The sequence below is a fragment of the Gracilimonas sp. genome (assembly GCF_035704785.1).
In the GTDB taxonomy this organism is placed as follows: Bacteria; Bacteroidota; Rhodothermia; order Balneolales; family Balneolaceae; genus Gracilimonas.
Genome location: NZ_DASSWP010000106.1, coordinates 18,049 through 40,197 on the forward strand (window position 1 = coordinate 18,049; position 22,149 = coordinate 40,197).

The following is a 22,149-nucleotide window of genomic DNA, read 5'->3' on the forward strand; positions in this document are numbered from 1 at the left end:
CATCATCTCACAACAAAAAAAGCGAGAGATACTATCCCTCGCTTTTTAGTTTTTTGTCTTTTCTGATTACAAATATTCTAACCGAACGGAACCACCGCTGGTCTTAGCCTTTAGCATTGTACCACCGCCATTGAAAGTTCCCCGGATCTCGTCCCGTTCTGCCCGACCATTGAAATTGATCAATTCAGCATGAACTCTGTTTGCGTCCAGGTCCAGATCATACCCTAGTTCTTGGGGCACCGTGATCGTGATGCTTCCGCCGCTTGTGCGCAGATCTATGATATCACCCGGAGCAATTATTTCTGCCCTGATCGAACCTCCGCTTGTCTTAGCTTCAACATTTCCCTCAATGCCATTTAATCTGATACCACCCCCGCTTGTGCCGGCATTTAAATTTCCCAAAAGCTTCTCGATCCGAATGGTGCCTCCACTGGTATTGGCCTCCACATCACCCTGGGCATCGGTTATCGAAATACTGCCTCCCGAGGTTTTCAAGATCATTTGTCCTTGTATTCCTTCTGTTGTTATGCTACCACCACTTGTTCTGAGTTCTTGTGACCCTGTCAGGTTTTTAGCTGTCAAACTTCCGCCGCTGGTTTTTAAGCGAGTTCGTGTTTCCTGAGGAGTATAAACTACAAATGAGATCGAATATCCATCATTCCAGTTCCATCCTCGATTTGATTTCCTGTCAACAATAGCGCTGACCGTATTACCATCCTGATTTATACTTATCTCATAATCTTTGAGGTCTGCCTCTCCGGACTCTATATAATTTCCTCTTTTTCTCACAAACATTTCCACGGTCACTTCATCGTTGTTCGATCCTTCAACCCGGATACTGCCGCCGGAGGTTTGAACTTCCAGGCTTACTTCCCCATTCACATTAAAAGTTTCGGTTCGGTATGCATCCTCACTTGACTGCGCAAAGCCGATTTGAACGGCTAAGAACATTAACGCCAAAAAAGCTGACCATGAAATGGCCAAGCTCCATATATATTTTTTATCTGTACTCATAATATTTTTCCATTAGTTTTAACACCTATCACTTACACGAACAAATTTTCACATAGTTACACTTTCGGATGATGATATAAAGTCCACAATTGATTAACTTTTCGCGCCTTAAAAAAATAGAGTTTTATGAAGTTACCTTTCATTCTTGCAAAGCGTTTTGTTGCCGGAGAATCTTTTACTGAGTCGATCCCAAAAGCAAAACAGTTAAATAATAAAGATCTCAAGCTTACCCTTGACCTCCTTGGTGAAAACGTAAAAGACCGTCAAACGGCTTCTGATACCGTTGATTCCTATATCCGTTTGCTAGAGGGTATTAAAGAGCATGGGCTGATCAGCAGCATATCGATCAAGCTTACCATGATGGGACTCGATATAGATCATGACTTTTGCCGTGAAAACCTCTTTCGGTTACTTGATGTAGCTAAAGATCAGGATCAGTTTGTTCGTATAGACATGGAAGGGTCAGATAACACACAGATCACTCTCGATATTTTCAAGGAAGCTTTTGAAAAGTATGGAAAGCATGTAGGCGTGGTTATTCAGTCCATGTTATTCAGAAGTAAAGACGACATTAATGAACTTGCAGAAATAGGCGCAGATATCCGTTTGGTAAAGGGGGCTTATAAAGAACCGGCTAAAATTGCGTTCCAGGATATGCCAGCTATTCGAGAAGCTTTTAAAGAACAAGCCAAGGTGTTGTTAGAGAAAACATCTTTTCCAAGATTTGGAACTCATGATGATGAATTGATCGATTGGCTAAAAAATTACACTTCTGAAAAAGGCATTTCAAAAGACAGCTTCGAGTTTCAGATGTTGTATGGGCTTCGGGAAGAAACTATGGTGGAGCTTACAGAAGAAGGATATCATGCCCGGGTTTACGTCCCTTTCGGCACTGATTGGTTCCCTTATTTCACCCGCCGGCTTATGGAGCGAAAGGAAAATATTTGGTTCATTTTCAGCACCATGTTGAAGAAGTGAGTTTGGTTTTACCGTGCGATGGTGTTAACGTGTTAGGGTGTTAAAATTTTGCAAATTTAATGCCATAACACGTTCGCACTGTAACACTTTCCATGGATACCCTCTTAGACCCACAAATTCACCGCTATCTTATTGGTTCACTTTTCACCCTTGCCGGTATATTACACTTTGTGAGGCCTGAATTCTTTATGAAGATCATGCCGGAATATTTACCCTGGCACAAGCCACTGGTTTTTATAAGTGGTTTTTTTGAGATGGCCGGTGGGATCGGCCTTATGATATCCTTACTCCAAACGTATGCTGCCTGGGGCTTGATTTTTCTCTTAATTGCCGTTTTTCCTGCCAATATCGAGATGTTCCTAAAGAACTATCGCAAAAATGGATTCACTCCTTTTACATGGGCCTTACTTTTTCGTCTTCCACTTCAGTTTGGGTTGATATGGTGGGTGTATTGGGCTGGGATTTTATAGTCACTAAATTATGATTAATGAAGTGGGTGGTACCAGTTGTTTTGTAAAGCTTAGAATATTTACTTCCATTCAAACTCTTTTCCTAACTTACTCCTCACTTAATCACTCTACTGCTCAAATTCTTGAAAAAGACGTTACCGTATATTATACCTGTTCTGATCGGATTGGCTCTATTGCCCATCCCTCTCCTTCGTGATTTCCATTTCGAATCAGCGATGCTTGCAGGCACCATAGGATGCTTTTGGGCGGGAGTCCGATCAGCTAAACACTCCTCTGATTCAGATATTTTCGATGCCGTTAGAATTCTCCGTTATCTTTATTTAGCTGGATTACCTCTCTTCCTTTTCTCTTTATTTACCTCGTGTCTCACTATCGTTGGAGTGGGCTTCTGGATCTTTATCCCATTTCCCAGCGTGTTTTTCGGAATCGCCTTTGGCAGGCTCATCCGTAAATTCAAATTTCCTTTCCCTAAGGCAATTACCTTTGCTGCTCTTTTATTTTGCGCGGCTGGAATCTGGCTGATCGAGTTTTTTAGTTTTCCACAGGTATATTTCTACAATCACGTTTGGGGGTTATGGCCCGGGCCGATATATGATGAAGCAGTCAATATAACCGGATCATTTCTCTACTTCCGCTGGCTTACTTTTTTGTGGATCATACTGCTCTGGATCCTTCCTGAATGGAACCGAGATCTTCAAACCAAGCTCATAACAGGGCTGACTCTGTTCTCTCTAATATTCAGCTATCTGAATCTGGATGAAGCCGGTGTTATCAGTCCGAGAGAAACCATTCAACAGCAGCTCGGCGGACATCATCAGACTGAACATTTTGAGATCTTTTATGATGAAAAATTTTATTCGGATGATGAGATCAGTTATTGGGCAGCCAAACACGAGTTTCACTTCCAACAAATAACAGAACTGCTTGACATTGAGTGGCCGGAAGAGCGAAAGGTTGAATCCTATTTATATGCCCATGCCTGGCAGAAAAAGAAAATTACCGGGGCAAAGTTTACCAGTTACGTGCCCATTTGGCTGGAAAAAGATCAGCTGCACATCGCCAAGCAGCAACTGGAAGGAGTGCTTAAACACGAACTTGTTCATGTTATCTCCAAACAATTTGGAAATCGGCTATTTAACGGAAGCTGGAGCATTGGATTAGTTGAAGGCCTGGCGGAAGGAATTGCTAAAGATGCCTCAGGGAGAACCACCCTTCACCAAATTGTGGCTGCTGAAAAACCTTTTCCAACTGAACAAGCTATGAAGTCTGCGTTATCATTCAGTGGATTTTATAAAAGTGCCGGTGCAATAAGCTATACTACTGCAGGATCTTTTGTTGAATATTTATTAGCGGAATATCCTACCGCTCAATTTAAAGAAGCTTATCGCACAGCAGATATTGAATCTGCTTACTCCCGATCATTCAACGAACTTGTATCAGGATGGCACCAAACTTTAGAAAGTACGCCGCTGGATTCTGTAGACCGCCAGGTATCTGAGTTTATTTTTGCACAACGCTCCCTTTTTCAAAAATCATGTCCACATTCCATTAGCAAGGAATTAAAGCTCTGGGATAGGTACCGTCTTCATATCTCAGAAAAGGATACAATAGGAGCTTATAAAACCCTGGATAATTTATACGAAATAAGTTCTGATAATGATCTGGTTTTAGAGGCTTGGGTGCGTTCTCATCTTACTCGAAAAAATTATGCTAAAGCTGCAAAGGCCATCACCCCAACTGATACTTTACTCACTCTTCAGGTACTTAAAGCGGATGCTTTATTTCTTGCAGAAGGATATACAGAAGCCGATTCACTTTTAAATAGAATAGCTGCCGAGATAGCGTCTTCAACAGACAGAACCTTTCGATACACGTTACAATTACGTAGTGACAGTTTACAGTGGCACTATCATACACAAAGGCGTTTTCATAGTTCCTTTCCTGATAGCTCTGAGTTTGATTCTCTAAACCTTCCCAACCGGATGCTTAGTTTGAACAAAGCTATTCAGGATAATAAGGATGAACTTCTCTTGCTTTATTCTGCCTTACTTATTGATCATATTCCAAGTCAGGATTGGTTTGACATCTACGAATCCACTATGGATCAATTAGCTTATTTGGGGCATAAAGAGTTGGCGAGAGAATGGTTTGAGAAAGCTTCTTCATTGAGCCTGAGGGCCCGTTATTCTGAACGGCTACTGGAACAGCAGGAATGGCTCGAATTTCTATCTAATTATAATACTTTTAGAGATTAGAGGTTTTATCATCATGTTTGAATTAATATTAAACAGCTATCATGGGTTTGATGGGTAAGAAAAGCATCTTTTTTCACATCGGGGCTTTCCTTCTGTTACTGACGGCTTTGGTCCTTTCTTCCCATCCTGTTAATGCTCAGGACTGGAGGCTCTCCGCTAACTACTCCATTCAAAGCGTGGGGCTCAATTATGTGCCCAATCAAACGTACAGGGGAGATATCAGCGCGGTTTCAAAAGGTATACTGGAAGTGGAACTTGAACGTTATTTGTTTTACCGATTTTACCTTGCCGGAAAAGCCGAATACTTAGTCCAAAACCAACAAGACATCTTTATTGGAGGGCCCATAAACTTTCAACAATTTAATTTTGGTGCTGTAGCCGGCCTGCAATGGCCAAAAGTCGGGGTTTATGGTGGGGTAAAAGCAGGCAGTATTTGGGATATTCAGATTCGGGCCACGAATTTTAAAAACGGATATCAATCCTGGGTAGCCCCGGAAGAGTTCAGAGGACAGCTTACCACAGGTTTTACAGCCGGCGTTAAATATTATCTTTTAAATTTCGTCCGGGTCTTCGCAGAGGTCAATCAGACCTATAATCTTCCTCAGAATATTGTCCCTCAGGGAAGTTTTACAGAGAACCCGGCTTTCAGGAGTTTTGATTTCAACCCTGTTTCATTTTCCGTGGGCATTTCAATAGGAATACCATGGAACAGTCCTGACAAAAGGGATAAAGGTGCCAAAACCAACCTTCCTCCTCTTATGCGGCTTTCTTCTGTTAGCTTTGAAGCTCCGTTGAAGGATACTTACGTGACCTCTGAATTTGGCCCCCGATGGAACCGGCCTCATCAAGGTGTTGATCTAAATGCCGGTATGCAAGATAATATTTTGGCAGTAGAACAAGGAGTGGTAGTTAAAGCCGGCAAAGGCACAGGCTATGGAAAAATGGTGCGAATCAAACATAGTGATGGCTTTGAAACTGTATATGCTCATATGAGCCGGATTCGGGTGAAAGAAGGTGACCGCGTTAAAAAGGGTCAGGTTGTTGGCAATGCAGGAAACACAGGCACCTCAAGTGGCGTCCATCTTCATTTTGAGATCTTAAAAGATGGTGTACATGTTGATCCACAATCATATATTCGTTTTTAAGTTATATTTTCTATCCTCTGATAACTAACTTTAGAATTACGCCAATGAAAATCACTTTAAACTTTTTAGTCCTGTTATTGCTAACAACTGCAGTATATGCTCAGGAAGCTGATTCCACAGCTCAACCTGAAACTTTTGAATTTGAATGGGCGGGTGAGAAAACCACCATGCAAAAATACTTCATTGTGTTTCTAAAAAGCGGACCGGAACGAAGCCAGTCACAGGAAGAAGCCATGAAGTTGCAGCAAGAGCACCTTGCCTACCTTGGCGATTTGTATGAAAAGGGCATAATAAACTTAAACGGGCCGACCGATGGCCAAACTGATATCCGTGGATTCTCCGTTTATAATGTAGCCACTAAAGAAGAAGCCGAACGGCTGGCTAAAAATGATCCAATGGTTAAAGCAGGAAGACTCGTTGTGGAAGTGCATCCCTGGTGGCTGGCAAAAGGTTCCGGAGTCAAGTAATTAAAGTTCTAAATTAAAACTTCCTCTTTTATGCGAGAAGCCATTTTTGTACCTCACACTTTCTATAAAGAAATGCCCGTCGAAGAAATGAAACGGCAGGCTTTAGGCTTTTATGAAAAAATGAAGGCAAGAAGAACTGTTCGAGATTTTTCAGACCGGCCGATCCCTCGAGAAATTATTGAAAACTGTTTACTCGCTGCAGGCACAGCACCCAATGGTGCAAATAAACAGCCCTGGCACTTTGTGGCAGTAAGCGATCCTGAAGTAAAAAAGAAGATCCGGGTTGAAGCCGAAAAAGAGGAGCATGAGTTTTATAACCGTCGCGCGCCGGAAGACTGGCTTGAAGACCTTGTCCCCTTTGGTACCGATGAAAAAAAGCCTTTCCTCGAAAAAGCTCCGTACCTGATAGGCATCTTTGCCCAAAGCTATAAGCTGGATGAAGATGGTGAAAAGGAAAAGCATTATTACGTTAAGGAATCCGTCGGGATTGCTACCGGAATGCTGATCACTGCACTGCACCATGCAGGGTTAGCAACTCTCACTCATACCCCGAACCCAATGGGATTTTTAAATGAGATCATGGACCGGCCCTCCCATGAAAAACCATTTCTTTTGCTCGTAGTGGGTTATCCTGAAGATGACGTAAAGGTGCCTGATATCTCGAAGAAACCGCTGGAGGAGATCGCGAGTTTTATTTAACCCACCCAAAACGACTCAGCGCGGTGTACGTACCACGGCTCGCTGAGCTGTAGATTTTAAGCCTGTTACTACAAGTCTCCTAACTTGACTGTTTTAAGCTTACCTTTACTTCATGAATACCAAAGAATCCAAACCCAAGAAATCCACCTTCAAGAAAGAACTTCTACAATGGGGTATCATTTTTGTGATCGGCGCCGGGTTATATACCACGGGATATCATACTGAGGTGATCGGGAAGTTGCAAAGCATGCTGCTTTATACCGGCATCCTTCAACCGAATACGGAAGAATCCATCATTCATGGGAATAAGGCTGATTATAACATGCCTTTGCTCACCTTAGATGGCGAACGTACGTCCCTTTCTGAATTTGAGGGCAAAACTATTTTCATGAATTTGTGGGCCACCTGGTGTCCGCCTTGCATTGCAGAGATGCCAAACATCCAGCGTTTGTATGATGACATCGATAATGAGAATATCGTGTTTGTAATGGCCTCCCTGGATGAAGATCCTCAGAAAGCCCGGGATTTTATTGCCCGCAAGGGTTTTACCTTTCCCGTTTATTCGGTTTTGACCAAGCCCCTCATCTATGACAGCTCAGTAGTTCCAACCACTTATGTTATTTCTCCAAAAGGAGATATTGTAATGGAGCATCGCGGAATGGCTAAATATGATACCGATGACTTCAAGCAGTTTTTACTGTCCATTTCTGATCTATAGATCAACAATTACGTTTTTTCTCACTCTCCAAAAAAACGTACCTTAGCGGCGAATCAAACTCTCATCACCAAGGTCTTTATATGGAAAAAGTGATCTCCGGCATTCAGCAAATTGGCATCGGCATTCCCGATGTTTATAAAGCTACCGATTGGTACCGAAAATATTTCGGTATGGACATCAAGGTTTTTGAAGATGCGGCCACTGCTGAATTGATGCTTCCCTACACCGGAGGGAAATCCCACGACCGTACGGCCATCCTGAGCCTGAACATGAAAGGCGGAGGAGGATTCGAGATCTGGCAATATACCAGTCGCACCCCGCAACCGGCTGAGTTTGACCTGATGATGGGCGACCTTGGTATCAACTGCGGAAAGATAAAGTCCATAGATGTTGCTAAAACTTTCGAAGAGATGACCGAAGCAGGCCTGAATGTTATCACCCCGCTTGAGAAGAATCCTGCCGGCGACTTTATTTTTTTTGTGAAGGATCTGTATGGCAATATCTGGCAGGTCGTTAAGGGGCGTGAGTTCTTTAAGAAAAAGACTCCTTCAACTACCGGTGGGGTAGTCGGAGCTGTGATCGGCTCCACTGATATAGAGAAAACCCGGACATTATACTCTGATGTTTTAGGATATGATGAAGTGGTCTATGATGAAACCGGAAACTTTGCTGATTACAGCGGACTACCAGGTGGTGATGAAACCTATCGGCGTGTATTGCTCCGGCATTCCAAACCCCGCGAAGGCGGATTCAGCCAGATGTTCGGTCCAACTGAAATTGAACTCATTGAAGTTAAAGAGCGAGAGCCTCGAAAGATCTTTAAAGATCGGTTCTGGGGAGATCTCGGCTTCATTCACCTATGCTTTGATATTCAAGGAATGGATGCTTTGGAAAAGGACCTCGAATCACATGGCTTTCCCTTCACCGTAGATTCCGCCAACAGCTTTGATATGGGCGAGGCCGCGGGAAGATTCACCTATGTGGAAGATCCTGACGGAACACTTATTGAATTTGTGGAAACTCATAAGGTGCCAATCATGAAAAAGATCGGCTGGTACATTGATATGACCAAAAGGGATCCCAGAAAGAACCTTCCTAACTGGATGATCGGGGCGCTACGCTTTAGCAGGATGAAATAAATATTAATTACGCAAATCTATCCGCCAGTCGGTTTATTAGATATCCACTTTCTTCAAGTGCCTGGGTCGCAAACTTTCCAAAGAAATCAGTTACCCCTTCAAACTCTTTGATAAACCCCTCACGATCATTTTCTTCCACTAATTTTGCGAGCTTCTTATGGTGATTGAAAAATTTTATTAGCAAGTCCCGCCGTTCTTTGTTAGCGAATACAATATCTGCATACAACTCTGCATCCTGAGCAAAAATTCTACCGGTCATCATCAATTCTGCGCGGTAGATCGGAGAGGAATAATCCAGCATATCAGCAGGTTTAAGGTCATATTCTTCCATAAAAGAACCATGAAGTAAGGCCACAAAGTGTCTTAGTCCCTGCACAAGATGCATAACATGGTCATGTTTCTCAGGATCGGCTTCGATCACTCTCATCCCCCATAATTCACATTGTTCAATGAACCACTTGGCCTTTTCCTCTTCCCGTGCTCCACAGAAAACCATGAGCTGCTTGGAAAGATTTTGCACATCCGGTCCATGCATAGGGTGCAATCCAACTACCGGGCCTTCATGGGCTTTAAGCATAGCCTGGATAGGATTGGATTTATTACTGGTGAAATCAGCTAATATAGTTTCCTTTTTAAGCCTTCCGCTTAATCGCTCTATCACGCTTTCCGTTACGTTAATGGGAACCGTTACTATAACCATATCCAGCTTGGGAGCTTGTTCCTCCAGCTCATGCCAATTTTTTTTATCAATGGAATAGGTTTGGTGACCGGTTTGGTCAGCAATTCTTTTGTATAGACTTCCCATTCCGCCTTCACCGCCTATAAACAAAATATGCTTCGGTTCTTCCGTCGCTATAGGGAAGGTTTCCTGGGATTGTGTAGCACGAGATGCCGTCATGATCATCCGCAGAAAATCCTCCGCCCATTCAGGATCTATACCTTTCGTTTTAGCCAGTTCTTTAAAGGCTTTTGATTTCTCCTCCTCACGCGCCGGCACAAAAACAGGGAGCTGATTCTCTACCTTACGCTTGATGACATCACGAACAATATCACCCCGCTCTGAAAGCAGGTCTAAAATTTGTTCATCAATTTCGTCAATTCTTTTTCGGGGTGATTCTAATTCTTTATGCCTGTGGGACATGGTGTTTGGTTATTCGTTATTGGTGTATTGGTTAATACTCTCCATTAACCAATAACTATTTTCCATTAACTGTTTGTCACAGTCATTATGGAATGTTTATAAATCATTTGTGTTTTCGAAATCTGTAGTATCAATTAATGAACAAATATCGTTTCCTAAGTTACATCACAGTTTGTACCTTTAAAAGCTATTTATGTCTCAATTTAAACTTCACTCCCCTTACGAACCCGCGGGCGATCAGCCCAATGCCATTGCCGAGCTTACGGAAGGCTTGCGGGCGGGCGATAAGTTCCAGACTTTACTTGGAATTACCGGCTCGGGGAAAACGCGTACCGTCGCCAATACCATCGAAAATGTGCAAAAACCCACATTGGTGATGAGCCATAATAAAACTTTGGCAGCTCAGCTTTACCGCGAGCTCAGTGATTTCTTCCCCGAAAACCGCGTAGAGTTTTTCATTTCCTATTACGATTATTACCAGCCTGAGGCTTATCTCTCCACGCAAGACAAGTACATCGAGAAGGATCTTTCCATCAATGAAGAAATTCAACGGCTGAGATTACGGGCCACAAGCTCTCTTCTTTCCGGACGGCGGGACGTGATCATCATTTCTTCGATTAGCTGTATCTATGGTATTGGTTCACCTTCAGAGTACGAAAAGCTGATCCTGGATTTGAACGTGGGACAGGAAATTCCGCGCAATACTATTTTATATGACCTTGTGGATCTTCATTACAACCGAAATGATCTGGAATTCAAGCGAGGGACGTTTCGGGTCCGTGGCGATGTGATTGATGTATATCCTGCCTATTCTGATGAAGGATTGCGCATTACTCAATGGGGAGATGAGATCGAGTCGATTCAGCTCTTTGATGTAAATGACGGCACTATTATTGAAAGTGTAAATGAGTTTCGCGTTTATCCGGCTTCTCATTATGTGACCTCAAAATCCAGGCTAGAGACTTCCATTCAACAAATTCGGGAAGAGCTGGAATGGCGTAAAAAAGTACTGATCGACGAGGAAAAGTTTCTGGAGGCCAAACGTATCGAACAGCGCACATTATTTGATATCGAGATGATACAGGAGATCGGTTATTGCTCAGGAATTGAGAATTACTCGCGATACCTGAGTGCCCGAAAACCCGGTGAACGCCCTTATTGTCTGCTCGACTATTTTCCTGATGATTTCTTAGTGGTGGTAGATGAAAGCCATCAAACAATTCCACAGATCAATGCCATGTATGGCGGTGATCGATCCCGAAAAATAGAGTTGGTCGAACATGGCTTTCGACTTCCTTCTGCATTGGATAACCGCCCTCTAACTTTTGATGAATGGGAGGAGCTGGTGAATCAGGTTATATTTGTAAGCGCTACCCCAAGTGATTATGAGCTGGAGAAATCAGGTGGAGTCTTTACCGAGCAAATTATACGCCCAACAGGATTAATGGAGCCGGAAATTGAGATCCGCCCCCTTGGTAATCAGGTGGATGACCTGTTAGGAGAAATTCGTGAGAAGATTGAGAAAAATGAACGAGTATTGGTTATAACCCTAACCAAGCGGCTCAGTGAGGAGCTCAGTGAATACCTCAAAAATCTTAATATCAAAGCGGCGTATATGCACAGTGAATTAAACGCCCTTGAAAGAATCGAAGTTTTGTATAAATTCCGCCGCGGCGATTTTGACGTATTGGTCGGCATCAACCTGCTTCGTGAGGGAATCGATATTCCTGAACTAAGTTTAGTAGCTATTATGGATGCGGATAAAGAAGGCTTTCTCAGGTCAGAAACTTCTTTATTCCAGATCGTGGGACGTGCCGCGCGTAATGTAGGCGGTAAGGCTATTTTATATGCGGATAAAATGACGAACAGTATTCAAAAGGTGGTTGAGGAAACCAAACGGCGACGCAAAATTCAAGAAGAATACAATGAGAAGCACGGCGTTACCCCCGAAACAATTAAGAAGGAATTAAAGCCTCTTGTTGATCCGGCCTTGATCTCAAGTAAAAGCGTTGATTTTACCCGAACAGATGATGACAGGGAAAAAGAGCCACTGGAAGTTATTAAAGTGGCCGAAGACGGTGTTCAATATAAAGCGAGTCCTGCAATGAGGGAAGTTACCTTTGAAAGCAAGGATAAGCTGATCGAGCATTTACGCGAAACGATGTATCATGCAGCCAAGAACATGGAGTTTGAGGAAGCTGCTCGTATTCGCGATCAAATTGCTAAATTAGAAGACGAACTATAATATTTCGTAAAATTAGTTAACGGTTATTGCTTATTCGAATATCGCCCTTAACCATTCTACAATAAAATCAAATCAATTACATGAAAGGTACGATTGAGTTTTTGAAATCATTTGCAACGGATAAAGATGTTGCCTCTATTACCCCATCTTCTAAATACTGTGTTCGGAAACTATGTGAGCATATTAATTTTGCAACTACAGATGTAATTGTTGAATACGGCGGCGGAACCGGAGTTTTTACCAAGCACCTTCTCAAAAAGATGCGGCCTGATGCACAACTTTTCGTCTTCGAAACCAACAATAATTTTGCCAAGCTCTTAAAACAAATTGATGACCAGCGTGTGACCGTTTTTCATGAATCTGTAGAGGATATTCTGGACCTGCTTCCCGAAAACTTAGTTGGGAATGCGAACCATGTAATTTCAGGAATCCCCTTTTCCTTTTTTGATTGGGATATGAAAATGGACATCCTATCTAAAACAAAACAAATCCTTCGAAAAGATGGCTCCTTTCTAGCCTATCAAACATCCGGCCATTTAAAAGAACCGCTTACCGAAGCTTTTGGAAATTATACCACCGAATTCTGCTGGAAGAATATCCCGCCATATTTTATTTACGAAGCAGTGAATAAATAAAAGGCTTCTATTCTACTCAATGATAATTTCCCCATCGCTCGTTTCTTTCGGGCCTTTATTCTTCCATTGCTTATAGAATTGAATGAGGTTGGAAACGGCGTAGGTCAGCATAAAAAAAGCAATGAAATAGGCTACTGAATCGGGATTCATTACTATTAGAACTGCTATAATAAAAATGATGATACCCAGAAAGCTAAGCTGAAAAGAGAAGAGCATGAGCAAACCAAAAAATCCCAAAAAACCTGCAAAAGTATAGGGAATCAGGTCGGGGAAGACAAAGATCAAACCTCCGGCCACTATAGGCAAAGCGGCAACAGCTCCCGGAAATTTAAATGCCATGAACATGAGTCCCAACGCCAATAAATAACCACCGGCGATGAGGTAAAGGAAATTTGGAAAGAGCAGTGTTAACACACCGGTTGCCAAAGTTAATAATACGTTGATTATCTTTTCCTCTTTGGACCGTTGTTTCTCACCTATACTAATACTAAACATCATAGCTACTCCTTTGTACTTAGTTATAAATTAAAGAAATCAGAAATAGAGACAATCTATCCAGGTTTTACGCCAAGCTTCTTACAAATGGAAGCCAGTTGTTCTTTTTCCTCAGAAGTGAGAACTGAGAATTCTTCTTTGATCTTTTCAAGATGCTGAGGAAAAAAATCTTCTATAAAATTACGCCCTTTTTTTGTAAGACTTATAATAACTGCGCGGCGGTCACTTGGATCTGTTTTCTTTTCGACTAATCCATTCTTCTGAAGGTTATCGATCACCAGCGTGATGTTTCCTCCGCTTTTTAGTAGTTTTTGGCCGAGCTCTCGCTGGTTTAACGGGCCTAAATGGAGTAAGGCCTCAAGGGTACCAAACTGACTTACGGTAAGATCAGCCTCTGATAAATGCCTGGATAGCCGTCCGTTTACACTTTCACTGGCGCGGGTAAGCTTTATAAACGCGTTCAGCGTTTTCTGGACTTCTTTATTCCCTTTAAAATGTGTTCCCATAATTGTTATTTATAGCCTTTTCAACGGCTTAACAAGATTAATCGTTCGATCATAGATCATATTCAATACTAACCGGAGCATGATCTGAAAGATCCCATTTCATCTCAATTTCGGCATTCACTGCCTTTTTTGCTAATTCCGGCGTGGCTAAATGATAGTCAATTCTCCAGCCTTTGTTTCGTTCCTTTGAGGCTGCACGATAGCTCCACCAGCTGTAGAGATCTTCTTTGTCGGGATGAAGCTTGCGAAAAACATCTTCATAGCCTTTATCCAGAAAGTCAGTAACCCACTGCCGCTCTTCCGGTAAAAAACCGGATGTTTTATGCTGCCTGCTGGGGTTATGAATATCAATTTCGGTATGACAAATATTGAAATCCCCGCAAAAAACAGAGGGCTTTCCGTCTTTAACAAATTGCTCTCCAAACCGGATGAAATTATCCAGAAAATCCATCTTCATGTCCTGACGGATATCTCCGGTAGTTCCACTCGGGGCATATATACTGAAAACCCGGAATTTCTCGAACTCCGCCATGATCACGCGGCCTTCTGCATCGATCCAGTCTTTTCCTATTCCCTCTTCTACATTCAGCGGTTTTGACTTGGAATATATGGCTACACCTGAATACCCTTTCTTTTCTGCAATATGATAGGCTTCGTGATAGTCCAGTGTTTTAATATCTCCCGGTATCTGTTCGGGAAGCGCCCTAAGTTCCTGAATACAAATGATATCAGGATCACTTTCCTTTACCCAATCGTTAAATCCCTTCCGGTGAGCTGCGCGAATTCCGTTTACGTTATACGAACTTATCTTAACCAAACTGATTTATTCTGCCTTTAGGATTCCGAAATTTCTCTTCCCCACTTTTAGGGAGAATTCATCGCCTTCTTTAAAAGTGATGGAATGATTCTTATCAGTGATCTTCTTGTCATCAACACTGATCCCGCCTTGTTTGATCATCCGCTTGGTTTCCCCATTACTTGGAGAAAACCCGGTTTCGGCAACAATATCAAGCAACCTGATTTCTTCACCGGCAGGAAAGAAAAACTCAGGAGCATCATCCGGCACTTCTTTATTGATAACGGTCTGCTCAAAATGGTTTTTCGCTCCCTTGGCTGCTTCTTCCCCGTGGTACATTCTCACAATGGTAAAGGCCAGGTCGTGCTTTGCATTTCGAGGATCCGTCTCAATTTTCTTTTTGAGAGCGGGAAGATCCTCGGTTTTTATATCTGTAACCAACTCATAATAAGTGTAGATCAGATCATCCGGAATTGAGAGCGATTTACCATACATATCATTAGGCTCCTCATTGATCCCAATGTAGTTGTCATAAGATTTCGACATTTTTGCGGAACCATCTGTGCCAACTAAAAGTGGCATCATAAGACAAACCTGTGGTTCCTGTCCGTCCTCTTTTTGAAGCTGACGACCTACCAAAAGGTTGAACTTCTGATCGGTTCCGCCCAATTCTACATCTGATTTCAGGTAAACTGAATCCTGACCCTGAGCCAGTGGATATAAAAACTCGTGTAATGAAATAGGCTCATTGCTTTCAAACCTCTTGGAAAAATCATCCCGTTCTATCATCCGGGCTACAGTCAGCTTAGAAGAAAGCTTGATCACGTCCATAAAGTCCATTTCGCCCAGCCAATCATAGTTATTGGTTAGGGTAAGTTTGTCTTCATCCAGGATCTTTTTTGCCTGTTCTATATATGTTTCCGCATTTTCATTTACTTCTTCGAGTGTAAGAGGCGGGCGGGTTTTATTTTGTCCGGTTGGGTCGCCTATCATAGCTGTAAATCCCCCAATTATCAGGATCACTTCGTGTCCCAGATCCTGAAACTGCCTCATCTTTCTCAAGATGACAGAATGACCAAGATGAAGATCAGGTCGGGTTGGATCCACACCTAATTTAATTTTGAGGGGTTTATCTTCTTTTTTTGATCTTTTAAGTTTTGTGATCAATTCCTCTTCCGGTACAATTTCAACTGTACCTCTTCGGATTATCTCAAGTTGTTCATCAACAGCTAAAAATGACATTTAATTATCTTGATTATCGTTTTGAAGTTCATTTAAAAATGGAATGTTCTGGAGTGGATTGTACTCTCCAATATTTTGCTTAAGTGTCTCAGAGTAATTTTCGGCTCCCGGATAAACCACGGCTACTGCATTATAGGTAAGAGGAGCCAAATAAATAACTGCAGGGTATAAATAGGAATCATTTCGGGCTTCATCGGACGGCACATTGAAGCCTGCAAGAAGTAACAGAACCGCACTGACCACCAGCCCGCTTTTCAAAACACCAAATGTGCCTCCTAATATTCTGTTTACTATACTAAGTTTTACCGCTTTCAATAATTCTTTGGTAGCATAAGCTATTATGGCAACCACACCAAGCGTTCCTATGAAAAGAATTACACCTGAAATAAAAGGAACATAAGAGGCACCTTCTTCAAACATAGGTGCAATTATACCGGTAAAGGCATCCAGGTAATTGAATGTCAGGAAGATGGCCAATATGATTCCCACAATATTAAGGACTTCTTTCACTAACCCATTTACTGCTCCTTTATAACCAAAGTATAAAAGAGGGATAGCAATAATAAGGTCAAGAATCAGCATATCTTATCCACCAAGTTCTTCCTTGACGATTTTACTCACCAAAGAACCATCAGCTTTTCCTTTCAATTGTCCCATTAACGGCCCCATAACTTTTCCCATATGCTCCGGACCGGAAGCACTTAATGCTTTTATCTTTTCCCGAACTACTTTTCTGACTTCTTCTTCATCCATCATTTCAGGCAGATATTCTTCAATTAGAGCCAGCTCTTTTTTCTCATTTTCAGCCAAGTCTTCCCGGTCTCCTTCTTCAAACTGCTCGATGGATTCTTTCCGTTGCTTCGCAGCTTTCATTAATACTTCCACCGATTGCTCATCAGAAAGTTTTGCCTCTCCTTCCTTTCGCTCGCTGATCTCCTTTTCCATCAGCTTTGCTTTAAGCGATCGCAATACGCGAAGCTTGTCCTTGTCTTTGGCCTTCATGGCCTCTTTTATATCTGCAACAATTCGTTCTTGAATACTCATGGTTTCGTTTTTAGATAAAAATAATCAAAAAAAAAGGTTACACAATCATTATTGCGTAACCTTAGATATTCTTTATGAATAAACTATCAGGATTTATTCTGCTGAATGTATTCTTTTACATTATCCTGATCCATCATCACCTCATTGTAGGCATACTTTCCCTTATCATTCTTGGTAGCAATAATAACCTTTGCCATTTTTCGGTGAGCTGCTTTTGCCGATAGTGCGTCTTGTCCAAATGCTTGCTTCTTAGCCATATCTCTGGTTATTTAATTTCTTTGTGAACAGTATGTTTACGAAGAACCGGATTGTATTTCTTCAGTTCAAGTCTGTCGGTGGTAGTTCTTCGGTTTTTTGTAGTTACATAACGAGATGAACCGGGTTTTTCGGTGCACTCTAAAATTACCTGAACTCTGTTTCCTTTTGCCATAGTTCTATACTTCTTTTAAAAGAGTTCCTTTTTTCCGCGCGTCTTTCAATACCGCAGAAATTCCCTTCTTGTTAATGGTTCTAACAGTTTTTGCAGAAACTTTTAATGTTATCCACTTATCTTCTTCAGGAACATAAAATCGTCGCTTTTGCAGGTTTAACTGAAAGCGGTGTTTTGTTTTATTATTTGACTTCGAAGAACGGTAACCGTTCAAAGCTCCTTTGCCTGTAATATCGTCTTTTCGCGACATTGTATAATTCGGTTAATTCATAATGAAAATAGACACCAAAGATAGAGCTATAAACATCAAAGTTCAACGGTAGTAAGCATGAAAATTTCATTTATCAACATTTTCTCAAATTATCCACATTTACACCCATTAAATCCCTCTTGAATTTCACCCCAGAATGCTCATCTCGAATATTTTAAACAAATACCCTTCCTTTTTTTGATTTTGCCTGTGTAAGCTCTATTTTCCTGCATCAATAAACTCATCTAAGAAAGCTATCACTCCATAATTATGGCAAAAAAACAAAGTTCTGACTACAAAGCTTCGAATATACAGGTATTGGAGGGGCTTGAAGCAGTTAGAAAGCGCCCCTCTATGTATATCGGGGATACCGGGCCGCGCGGACTTCATCACTTAATTAATGAGGTCGTTGATAACTCCATTGATGAAGCGCTTGCAGGCTACTGTGATTTTATAAATGTTACCATTAATGAAGACGGTTCAATGACCATTTTTGATAATGGTCGTGGCATTCCCGTTGATACCCATGAAAAACTTGGTATCCCTGCTGTCGAAGTTGTGCTTACTAAGCTTCATGCCGGAGGTAAGTTCGATAAAGATTCTTACAAGGTTTCCGGTGGTTTGCACGGTGTTGGTGTGAGTTGTGTGAATGCCCTTTCAAGTAATTTCCGTGCCGAGATTCACAGAGACGGTGAAATTCATGTGATGGAGTTTTCCAAAGGGGCAACAACCATTCCGCTTTCTGTAAAAGGAAAGTCTGATAAAACAGGTACCAAGATCTCCTTCACTCCCGATCCTGAAATATTTACTCAGACTACTGAATTTAAGTTTGATATCATTGCAGAGCGGATGCGTGAACTCGCTTTCCTTAATCCTGAGATCACCATCGAATTAGTTGATGAGCGGGAAGAAGACGAAGAACTGAAAAAGGAAGTTTACCACTATGAAGGCGGCGTTAAAGATTTTGTTGATTTTCTGGACGAGCACCGGGAGTCCATGCTTGAAACCCCTATTCATATCACCGGTGACTTAGACAACGTGCCTGTAGAAATTGCAATTCAATACAACAGTTCCTTTTCTGAGAATGTGCATTCTTATGTGAATAATATCAATACAAGAGAAGGCGGTACCCATGTTTCCGGATTCCGGCGGGCATTAACCCGCTCTTTAAAATCTTATGCTGAGAAAAACGGCCTTATTAAATCTAATAGTAAAATAAATGTTTCCGGAGAAGATTTTCGGGAAGGAATGACGGCTGTACTAAGTGTCAAAGTTCAGGAGCCTCAGTTTGAAGGTCAGACCAAAACCAAACTTGGTAACTCTGAAGTTCAAAGTGCCGTTGAGATTGTGGTCTATGACCAACTCAATGAATATTTGGAGCAAAACCCAAAAGCCGCCAAGAAAGTAATTGAAAAAGTTGTTTTGGCCGCTGAAGCCAGGGAAGCAGCCCGTAAAGCGCGTCAACTTGTGCAGCGTAAAAGCGTTATGAGTGGTGGCGGACTGCCGGGTAAACTTGCCGACTGTTCCATCAAGGATCCCGAGCATAGTGAAATCTACCTTGTTGAGGGTGACTCAGCCGGTGGTTCTGCTAAAATGGGACGAAACCGTAGTTTTCAGGCCATTCTTCCATTGCGTGGAAAAATTCTGAATGTAGAAAAGGCTAAAATCAATAAGATCCTTGAAAACAAAGAAATTCAAGCAATGATCACTGCATTCGGCACCGGTGTTGGTCATGGTGATGAGGATTTTGAACTGGATAAACTCCGATATCACAAGATCATTATAATGACTGATGCTGACGTTGATGGATCTCATATCCGAACTCTGTTATTGACGTTCTTCTATCGATATATGCGCCCACTTATTGAAAACGGGTTCATTTATATTGCTACTCCACCTCTTTACAGAATCACTACAAGTAAAGAGCTGGAATACGCTTGGGATGATCAAACAAGGGATAAAATCGTAAAAGAGCTCAAGAAAACCCGGAAGAAATTTGACGTTTCACGTTACAAAGGTCTTGGAGAGATGAATCCCGAACAACTTTGGGAAACAACAATGGATCCTGAAACAAGAACACTTCAGCAAGTAAATGTTGAAAGTGCAGCCGGGGCAGACAAACTTTTCTCAACCTTAATGGGTGGGGACGTTGAACCGCGCAGGGAATTCATCGAGCGTAATTCAAAATACGCCAATATCGATATCTAACTATTCTAATCTGATTTCAAACAGAATAACAACCGATTTTATAACCTGATTTATGGCTAGAGAAAAAATTATACCAATTACTATTGAAGACGAAATGCAATCGTCTTACATCGATTATTCGATGTCAGTTATTGTTTCCAGGGCGCTTCCTGATGTACGGGATGGATTGAAACCGGTCCACCGGCGTGCTCTTTATGGGATGAATGACCTTGGGATGCTTCACAACCGAAATTATAAAAAAAGTGCACGTATTGTCGGTGAGGTTTTAGGTAAGTATCACCCACACGGTGACACCGCTGTCTATGATTCCATCGTTCGAATGGTTCAGGAATTTTCCCTGAGATATCCGCTTGTTGACGGTCAGGGTAACTTTGGTTCGATTGACGGTGACAGTGCTGCAGCTATGCGTTATACTGAAGTTCGAATGGATCGGCTTTCTGAGGAATTGTTAGCAGATATCAATAAAGAAACCGTTGATTATCAGCCTAACTTTGATGACACACTTGAAGAGCCAACGGTTCTCCCAAGTATGTTGCCGAATCTTTTGCTTAACGGAGCTTCGGGTATTGCGGTTGGGATGGCCACCAATATGGCTCCCCATAATATGACGGAAGTCATTGATGGCGTTACCGCTTACATCGATGATCCTGATATTGAGATCAAGGCATTGATGAAGCATATTACCGCTCCTGATTTTCCTACTGCCGGTATTATTTACGGATATGAAGGAGTAAAAGAAGCCTACGAGACAGGCCGCGGAAAAGTGACTCTACGTGCCCGAGCTAATACTGAGGAACTTCGTGGTAACAGAGAGCAAATTGTAGTTACTGAAATTCCGTATCAGGTTAATAAAAGCACTCTGATTCAAAAGATTGCTGATCTTGTTAATGATGAGAAGATCACTGAAATTTCTGAAGTTAGAGACGAATCTGACCGAGAAGGTATTCGTGTTGTTATCATTCTTAAGCGTTCTGCTAACGCCGGTGTTGTACTGAATCAGCTTTACAAATACACCCAAATGCAGACCACTTTTGGGATCATAAACCTGGCGCTCGTAAAAGGCCGCCCGAAGGTAATGAACCTAAAAGAGCTCATCTATCATTTTGTTGAGCATCGTGTTGACATTATTATTCGTCGCACCATTTATGATCTGGATCAGGCTGAGGCTCGTGCCCATATTCTTGAAGGTCTTAAGATCGCCCTTGATAATCTTGATGAAGTTATCAAAACTATTCGCGCTTCCGATAATTCTCAAGAAGCAAACGTTGAACTTCGTAAGAAGTTTGCGCTTACTGATATTCAGGCCAAAGCAATCCTGGATATGCGTCTCCATAAACTTACCGGCCTGGAGCGTGAAAAGATCGATGGAGAATATCGAGAGATCATAGACAAGATCGCGGATTACAGATTGATTCTATCGGATCGCGATAAACAAACTTCTATTATTAAGGAAGAGCTTGCCGATCTGAAGAAGAGATATGGTGATGAAAGAAGAACCCAAGTCGTTCATTCAGCAGATGATTTCAATATTGAAGACATGATCGCTGATGAAGATGTGGTAGTTACCATTTCCAACAAGGGCTTTATTAAACGAATGCCGGTTAGCGGTTATCGCCGTCAGCGCCGAGGTGGAAAAGGCATGAAAGGAACTACAACCCGTGATGAAGAATATGTAGAACATTTATTTGTGGCCACTACACATAACTACATTTTATTCTTCACAGAAAAAGGAATGTGTTACTGGCTCAAAGTTTATGAGATCCCTGAAGGGGGACGATTGGCCAGAGGACGTGCCATAGTAAACCTCATTGAGTTAGATAAAGATGATGCGATCAAAGCATTTGTTCCGGTCAAAACTTTGGAAGATGAAGATTACATCAACAATCATTCTATAATTATGGCAACCAAAGGGGGGCTTGTTAAAAAGACGACCCTTGAAGCATATAGCCGTCCTCGCCGGGATGGAATTATCGCCATCAACATAAAAGATGGAGACAGCCTTCTTGGTGCAGAACTAACCGATGGTGACAGCAATATTATTCTGGCCAACAAAAACGGAAGAGCAATTCGATTCCATGAAAGTGATGTTCGCGAAATGGGGAGAAATACTTCCGGCGTAAAAGGGATGAATCTCTCCAAGAAAGGTGAAATCGTAGATATGGTGGTCATCAAGAATACACATGAAGCCACTGTTCTTGCAATGTCCGAAAATGGATATGGAAAACGATCTATGGTAGACGATTACAGAGAACAATCCCGAGGTGGTAAAGGA

At 42.0% G+C, this 22,149-nt stretch carries 23 protein-coding genes; 12 read left to right on the forward strand and 11 right to left on the reverse strand.

Going from position 1 to position 22,149, the window contains the following annotated elements:
• Positions 1 to 66: 66 nt before the first annotated feature.
• Positions 67 to 1,014 (reverse strand): DUF4097 family beta strand repeat-containing protein, encoded by a 948-nt coding sequence (locus VFM80_RS06395; RefSeq protein WP_395070705.1) that lies wholly within the window; start codon positions 1,012 to 1,014, stop codon positions 67 to 69.
• Between the two features lie 126 nt (positions 1,015 to 1,140).
• Between VFM80_RS06395 and VFM80_RS06400 the strand changes: the two genes are divergently transcribed.
• The 8 genes from VFM80_RS06400 (at position 1,141) to VFM80_RS06435 (ending at position 8,885) form a co-directional block, all read left to right on the forward strand.
• Complete coding sequence (locus tag VFM80_RS06400) at positions 1,141 to 1,992, forward strand: proline dehydrogenase family protein (protein WP_395070707.1); 852 nt, start codon at positions 1,141 to 1,143, stop codon at positions 1,990 to 1,992.
• Between the two features lie 92 nt (positions 1,993 to 2,084).
• Positions 2,085 to 2,462: a DoxX family protein gene (locus tag VFM80_RS06405; protein ID WP_395070709.1), complete on the forward strand. Its 378-nt coding sequence runs from the start codon at positions 2,085 to 2,087 to the stop codon at positions 2,460 to 2,462.
• 122 nt (positions 2,463 to 2,584) lie between these two features.
• Positions 2,585 to 4,717 carry a hypothetical protein gene (locus tag VFM80_RS06410; protein ID WP_395070711.1) on the forward strand — a complete coding sequence of 711 codons (2,133 nt, stop codon included), beginning with the start codon at positions 2,585 to 2,587 and terminating at the stop codon, positions 4,715 to 4,717.
• 50 nt (positions 4,718 to 4,767) lie between these two features.
• On the forward strand, positions 4,768 to 5,862 hold the full coding sequence (locus VFM80_RS06415; protein ID WP_395070713.1) for a M23 family metallopeptidase: 1,095 nt from the start codon (positions 4,768 to 4,770) through the stop codon (positions 5,860 to 5,862).
• 44 nt (positions 5,863 to 5,906) lie between these two features.
• The gene (locus VFM80_RS06420) at positions 5,907 to 6,329 is read left to right on the forward strand and encodes a YciI family protein (RefSeq protein WP_395070715.1); all 423 of its coding nucleotides are present in this window, start codon (positions 5,907 to 5,909) and stop codon (positions 6,327 to 6,329) included.
• A gap of 30 nt (positions 6,330 to 6,359) precedes the next feature.
• Positions 6,360 to 7,028 carry a nitroreductase family protein gene (locus VFM80_RS06425; RefSeq protein WP_395070717.1) on the forward strand — a complete coding sequence of 223 codons (669 nt, stop codon included), beginning with the start codon at positions 6,360 to 6,362 and terminating at the stop codon, positions 7,026 to 7,028.
• A gap of 112 nt (positions 7,029 to 7,140) precedes the next feature.
• Positions 7,141 to 7,746, forward strand: coding sequence for a TlpA family protein disulfide reductase (locus VFM80_RS06430; RefSeq protein WP_395070719.1), 606 nt, complete (start codon positions 7,141 to 7,143; stop codon positions 7,744 to 7,746).
• Positions 7,747 to 7,826: 80 nt separating this feature from the next.
• The gene (locus VFM80_RS06435; RefSeq protein ID WP_395070721.1) at positions 7,827 to 8,885 is read left to right on the forward strand and encodes a VOC family protein; all 1,059 of its coding nucleotides are present in this window, start codon (positions 7,827 to 7,829) and stop codon (positions 8,883 to 8,885) included.
• Positions 8,886 to 8,892: 7 nt separating this feature from the next.
• On the opposite strand, the gene tyrA is transcribed toward VFM80_RS06435, so the two are convergent.
• Positions 8,893 to 10,026: a bifunctional chorismate mutase/prephenate dehydrogenase gene (gene tyrA / locus VFM80_RS06440; protein WP_395070723.1), complete on the reverse strand. Its 1,134-nt coding sequence runs from the start codon at positions 10,024 to 10,026 to the stop codon at positions 8,893 to 8,895.
• A gap of 193 nt (positions 10,027 to 10,219) precedes the next feature.
• Here tyrA and uvrB point away from each other — a divergent pair, with 193 nt between their 5' ends.
• Positions 10,220 to 12,271 (forward strand): excinuclease ABC subunit UvrB, encoded by a 2,052-nt coding sequence (uvrB, locus tag VFM80_RS06445; protein WP_395070725.1) that lies wholly within the window; start codon positions 10,220 to 10,222, stop codon positions 12,269 to 12,271.
• A gap of 80 nt (positions 12,272 to 12,351) precedes the next feature.
• Entirely contained in the window at positions 12,352 to 12,906 is a 555-nt protein-coding gene (locus tag VFM80_RS06450) for a class I SAM-dependent methyltransferase (protein ID WP_395070727.1), read from the forward strand.
• Between the two features lie 12 nt (positions 12,907 to 12,918).
• Here the strand turns inward: VFM80_RS06450 and VFM80_RS06455 are convergent, their stop codons facing one another.
• From VFM80_RS06455 to rpmB, 9 genes are all read right to left on the reverse strand, one after another.
• Positions 12,919 to 13,404, reverse strand: coding sequence for a hypothetical protein (locus tag VFM80_RS06455; protein WP_395070729.1), 486 nt, complete (start codon positions 13,402 to 13,404; stop codon positions 12,919 to 12,921).
• Positions 13,405 to 13,457: 53 nt separating this feature from the next.
• A complete protein-coding gene (locus VFM80_RS06460) occupies positions 13,458 to 13,907 on the reverse strand; it encodes a MarR family winged helix-turn-helix transcriptional regulator (RefSeq protein ID WP_395070731.1) in 450 nt (149 codons plus the stop codon).
• Between the two features lie 49 nt (positions 13,908 to 13,956).
• Complete coding sequence (locus VFM80_RS06465) at positions 13,957 to 14,724, reverse strand: exodeoxyribonuclease III (RefSeq protein WP_395070733.1); 768 nt, start codon at positions 14,722 to 14,724, stop codon at positions 13,957 to 13,959.
• 6 nt (positions 14,725 to 14,730) lie between these two features.
• Positions 14,731 to 15,945: a tyrosine--tRNA ligase gene (gene tyrS / locus VFM80_RS06470; RefSeq protein WP_395070735.1), complete on the reverse strand. Its 1,215-nt coding sequence runs from the start codon at positions 15,943 to 15,945 to the stop codon at positions 14,731 to 14,733.
• Positions 15,946 to 16,527, reverse strand: coding sequence for a CvpA family protein (locus tag VFM80_RS06475; RefSeq protein WP_395070737.1), 582 nt, complete (start codon positions 16,525 to 16,527; stop codon positions 15,946 to 15,948).
• A gap of 3 nt (positions 16,528 to 16,530) precedes the next feature.
• Positions 16,531 to 16,989: a GatB/YqeY domain-containing protein gene (locus tag VFM80_RS06480; protein WP_395070739.1), complete on the reverse strand. Its 459-nt coding sequence runs from the start codon at positions 16,987 to 16,989 to the stop codon at positions 16,531 to 16,533.
• 86 nt (positions 16,990 to 17,075) lie between these two features.
• Positions 17,076 to 17,246, reverse strand: coding sequence for a DUF4295 family protein (locus tag VFM80_RS06485; protein ID WP_395070741.1), 171 nt, complete (start codon positions 17,244 to 17,246; stop codon positions 17,076 to 17,078).
• 8 nt (positions 17,247 to 17,254) lie between these two features.
• On the reverse strand, positions 17,255 to 17,419 hold the full coding sequence (gene rpmG, locus VFM80_RS06490) for a 50S ribosomal protein L33 (RefSeq protein ID WP_103664281.1): 165 nt from the start codon (positions 17,417 to 17,419) through the stop codon (positions 17,255 to 17,257).
• A 4-nt stretch (positions 17,420 to 17,423) separates the two neighbouring features.
• Positions 17,424 to 17,669: a 50S ribosomal protein L28 gene (rpmB, locus tag VFM80_RS06495; RefSeq protein WP_395070743.1), complete on the reverse strand. Its 246-nt coding sequence runs from the start codon at positions 17,667 to 17,669 to the stop codon at positions 17,424 to 17,426.
• Positions 17,670 to 17,939: 270 nt separating this feature from the next.
• On the opposite strand from rpmB, the gene gyrB reads away from it, so the two are divergent.
• Positions 17,940 to 19,877 carry a DNA topoisomerase (ATP-hydrolyzing) subunit B gene (gene gyrB, locus VFM80_RS06500; RefSeq protein WP_395070745.1) on the forward strand — a complete coding sequence of 646 codons (1,938 nt, stop codon included), beginning with the start codon at positions 17,940 to 17,942 and terminating at the stop codon, positions 19,875 to 19,877.
• Between the two features lie 52 nt (positions 19,878 to 19,929).
• Positions 19,930 to 22,149 (forward strand): DNA gyrase subunit A (gyrA, locus tag VFM80_RS06505; RefSeq protein WP_395070746.1); only part of this gene is annotated, 2,220 nt, incomplete at its 3' end.

What these genes read in the sequence shown, in the direction of transcription:
- VFM80_RS06405 (WP_395070709.1), top strand. Translation starts at nt 2,085, where the DNA reads ATGGATACCCTCTTAGACCCACAAATTCACCGCTATCTTATTGGTTCA.
- VFM80_RS06400 (WP_395070707.1), top strand. Translation starts at nt 1,141, where the DNA reads ATGAAGTTACCTTTCATTCTTGCAAAGCGTTTTGTTGCCGGAGAATCT.
- VFM80_RS06435 (WP_395070721.1), top strand. Translation starts at nt 7,827, where the DNA reads ATGGAAAAAGTGATCTCCGGCATTCAGCAAATTGGCATCGGCATTCCC.
- VFM80_RS06425 (WP_395070717.1), top strand. Translation starts at nt 6,360, where the DNA reads ATGCGAGAAGCCATTTTTGTACCTCACACTTTCTATAAAGAAATGCCC.
- VFM80_RS06475 (WP_395070737.1), bottom strand. Translation starts at nt 16,527, where the DNA reads ATGCTGATTCTTGACCTTATTATTGCTATCCCTCTTTTATACTTTGGT.
- uvrB (WP_395070725.1), top strand. Translation starts at nt 10,220, where the DNA reads ATGTCTCAATTTAAACTTCACTCCCCTTACGAACCCGCGGGCGATCAG.
- VFM80_RS06455 (WP_395070729.1), bottom strand. Translation starts at nt 13,404, where the DNA reads ATGATGTTTAGTATTAGTATAGGTGAGAAACAACGGTCCAAAGAGGAA.
- VFM80_RS06395 (WP_395070705.1), bottom strand. Translation starts at nt 1,014, where the DNA reads ATGAGTACAGATAAAAAATATATATGGAGCTTGGCCATTTCATGGTCA.
- tyrS (WP_395070735.1), bottom strand. Translation starts at nt 15,945, where the DNA reads ATGTCATTTTTAGCTGTTGATGAACAACTTGAGATAATCCGAAGAGGT.
- VFM80_RS06415 (WP_395070713.1), top strand. Translation starts at nt 4,768, where the DNA reads ATGGGTAAGAAAAGCATCTTTTTTCACATCGGGGCTTTCCTTCTGTTA.
- VFM80_RS06480 (WP_395070739.1), bottom strand. Translation starts at nt 16,989, where the DNA reads ATGAGTATTCAAGAACGAATTGTTGCAGATATAAAAGAGGCCATGAAG.
- tyrA (WP_395070723.1), bottom strand. Translation starts at nt 10,026, where the DNA reads ATGTCCCACAGGCATAAAGAATTAGAATCACCCCGAAAAAGAATTGAC.
- VFM80_RS06450 (WP_395070727.1), top strand. Translation starts at nt 12,352, where the DNA reads ATGAAAGGTACGATTGAGTTTTTGAAATCATTTGCAACGGATAAAGAT.
- gyrB (WP_395070745.1), top strand. Translation starts at nt 17,940, where the DNA reads ATGGCAAAAAAACAAAGTTCTGACTACAAAGCTTCGAATATACAGGTA.
- VFM80_RS06430 (WP_395070719.1), top strand. Translation starts at nt 7,141, where the DNA reads ATGAATACCAAAGAATCCAAACCCAAGAAATCCACCTTCAAGAAAGAA.
- VFM80_RS06460 (WP_395070731.1), bottom strand. Translation starts at nt 13,907, where the DNA reads ATGGGAACACATTTTAAAGGGAATAAAGAAGTCCAGAAAACGCTGAAC.
- rpmG (WP_103664281.1), bottom strand. Translation starts at nt 17,419, where the DNA reads ATGGCAAAAGGAAACAGAGTTCAGGTAATTTTAGAGTGCACCGAAAAA.
- rpmB (WP_395070743.1), bottom strand. Translation starts at nt 17,669, where the DNA reads ATGTCGCGAAAAGACGATATTACAGGCAAAGGAGCTTTGAACGGTTAC.
- VFM80_RS06420 (WP_395070715.1), top strand. Translation starts at nt 5,907, where the DNA reads ATGAAAATCACTTTAAACTTTTTAGTCCTGTTATTGCTAACAACTGCA.
- VFM80_RS06485 (WP_395070741.1), bottom strand. Translation starts at nt 17,246, where the DNA reads ATGGCTAAGAAGCAAGCATTTGGACAAGACGCACTATCGGCAAAAGCA.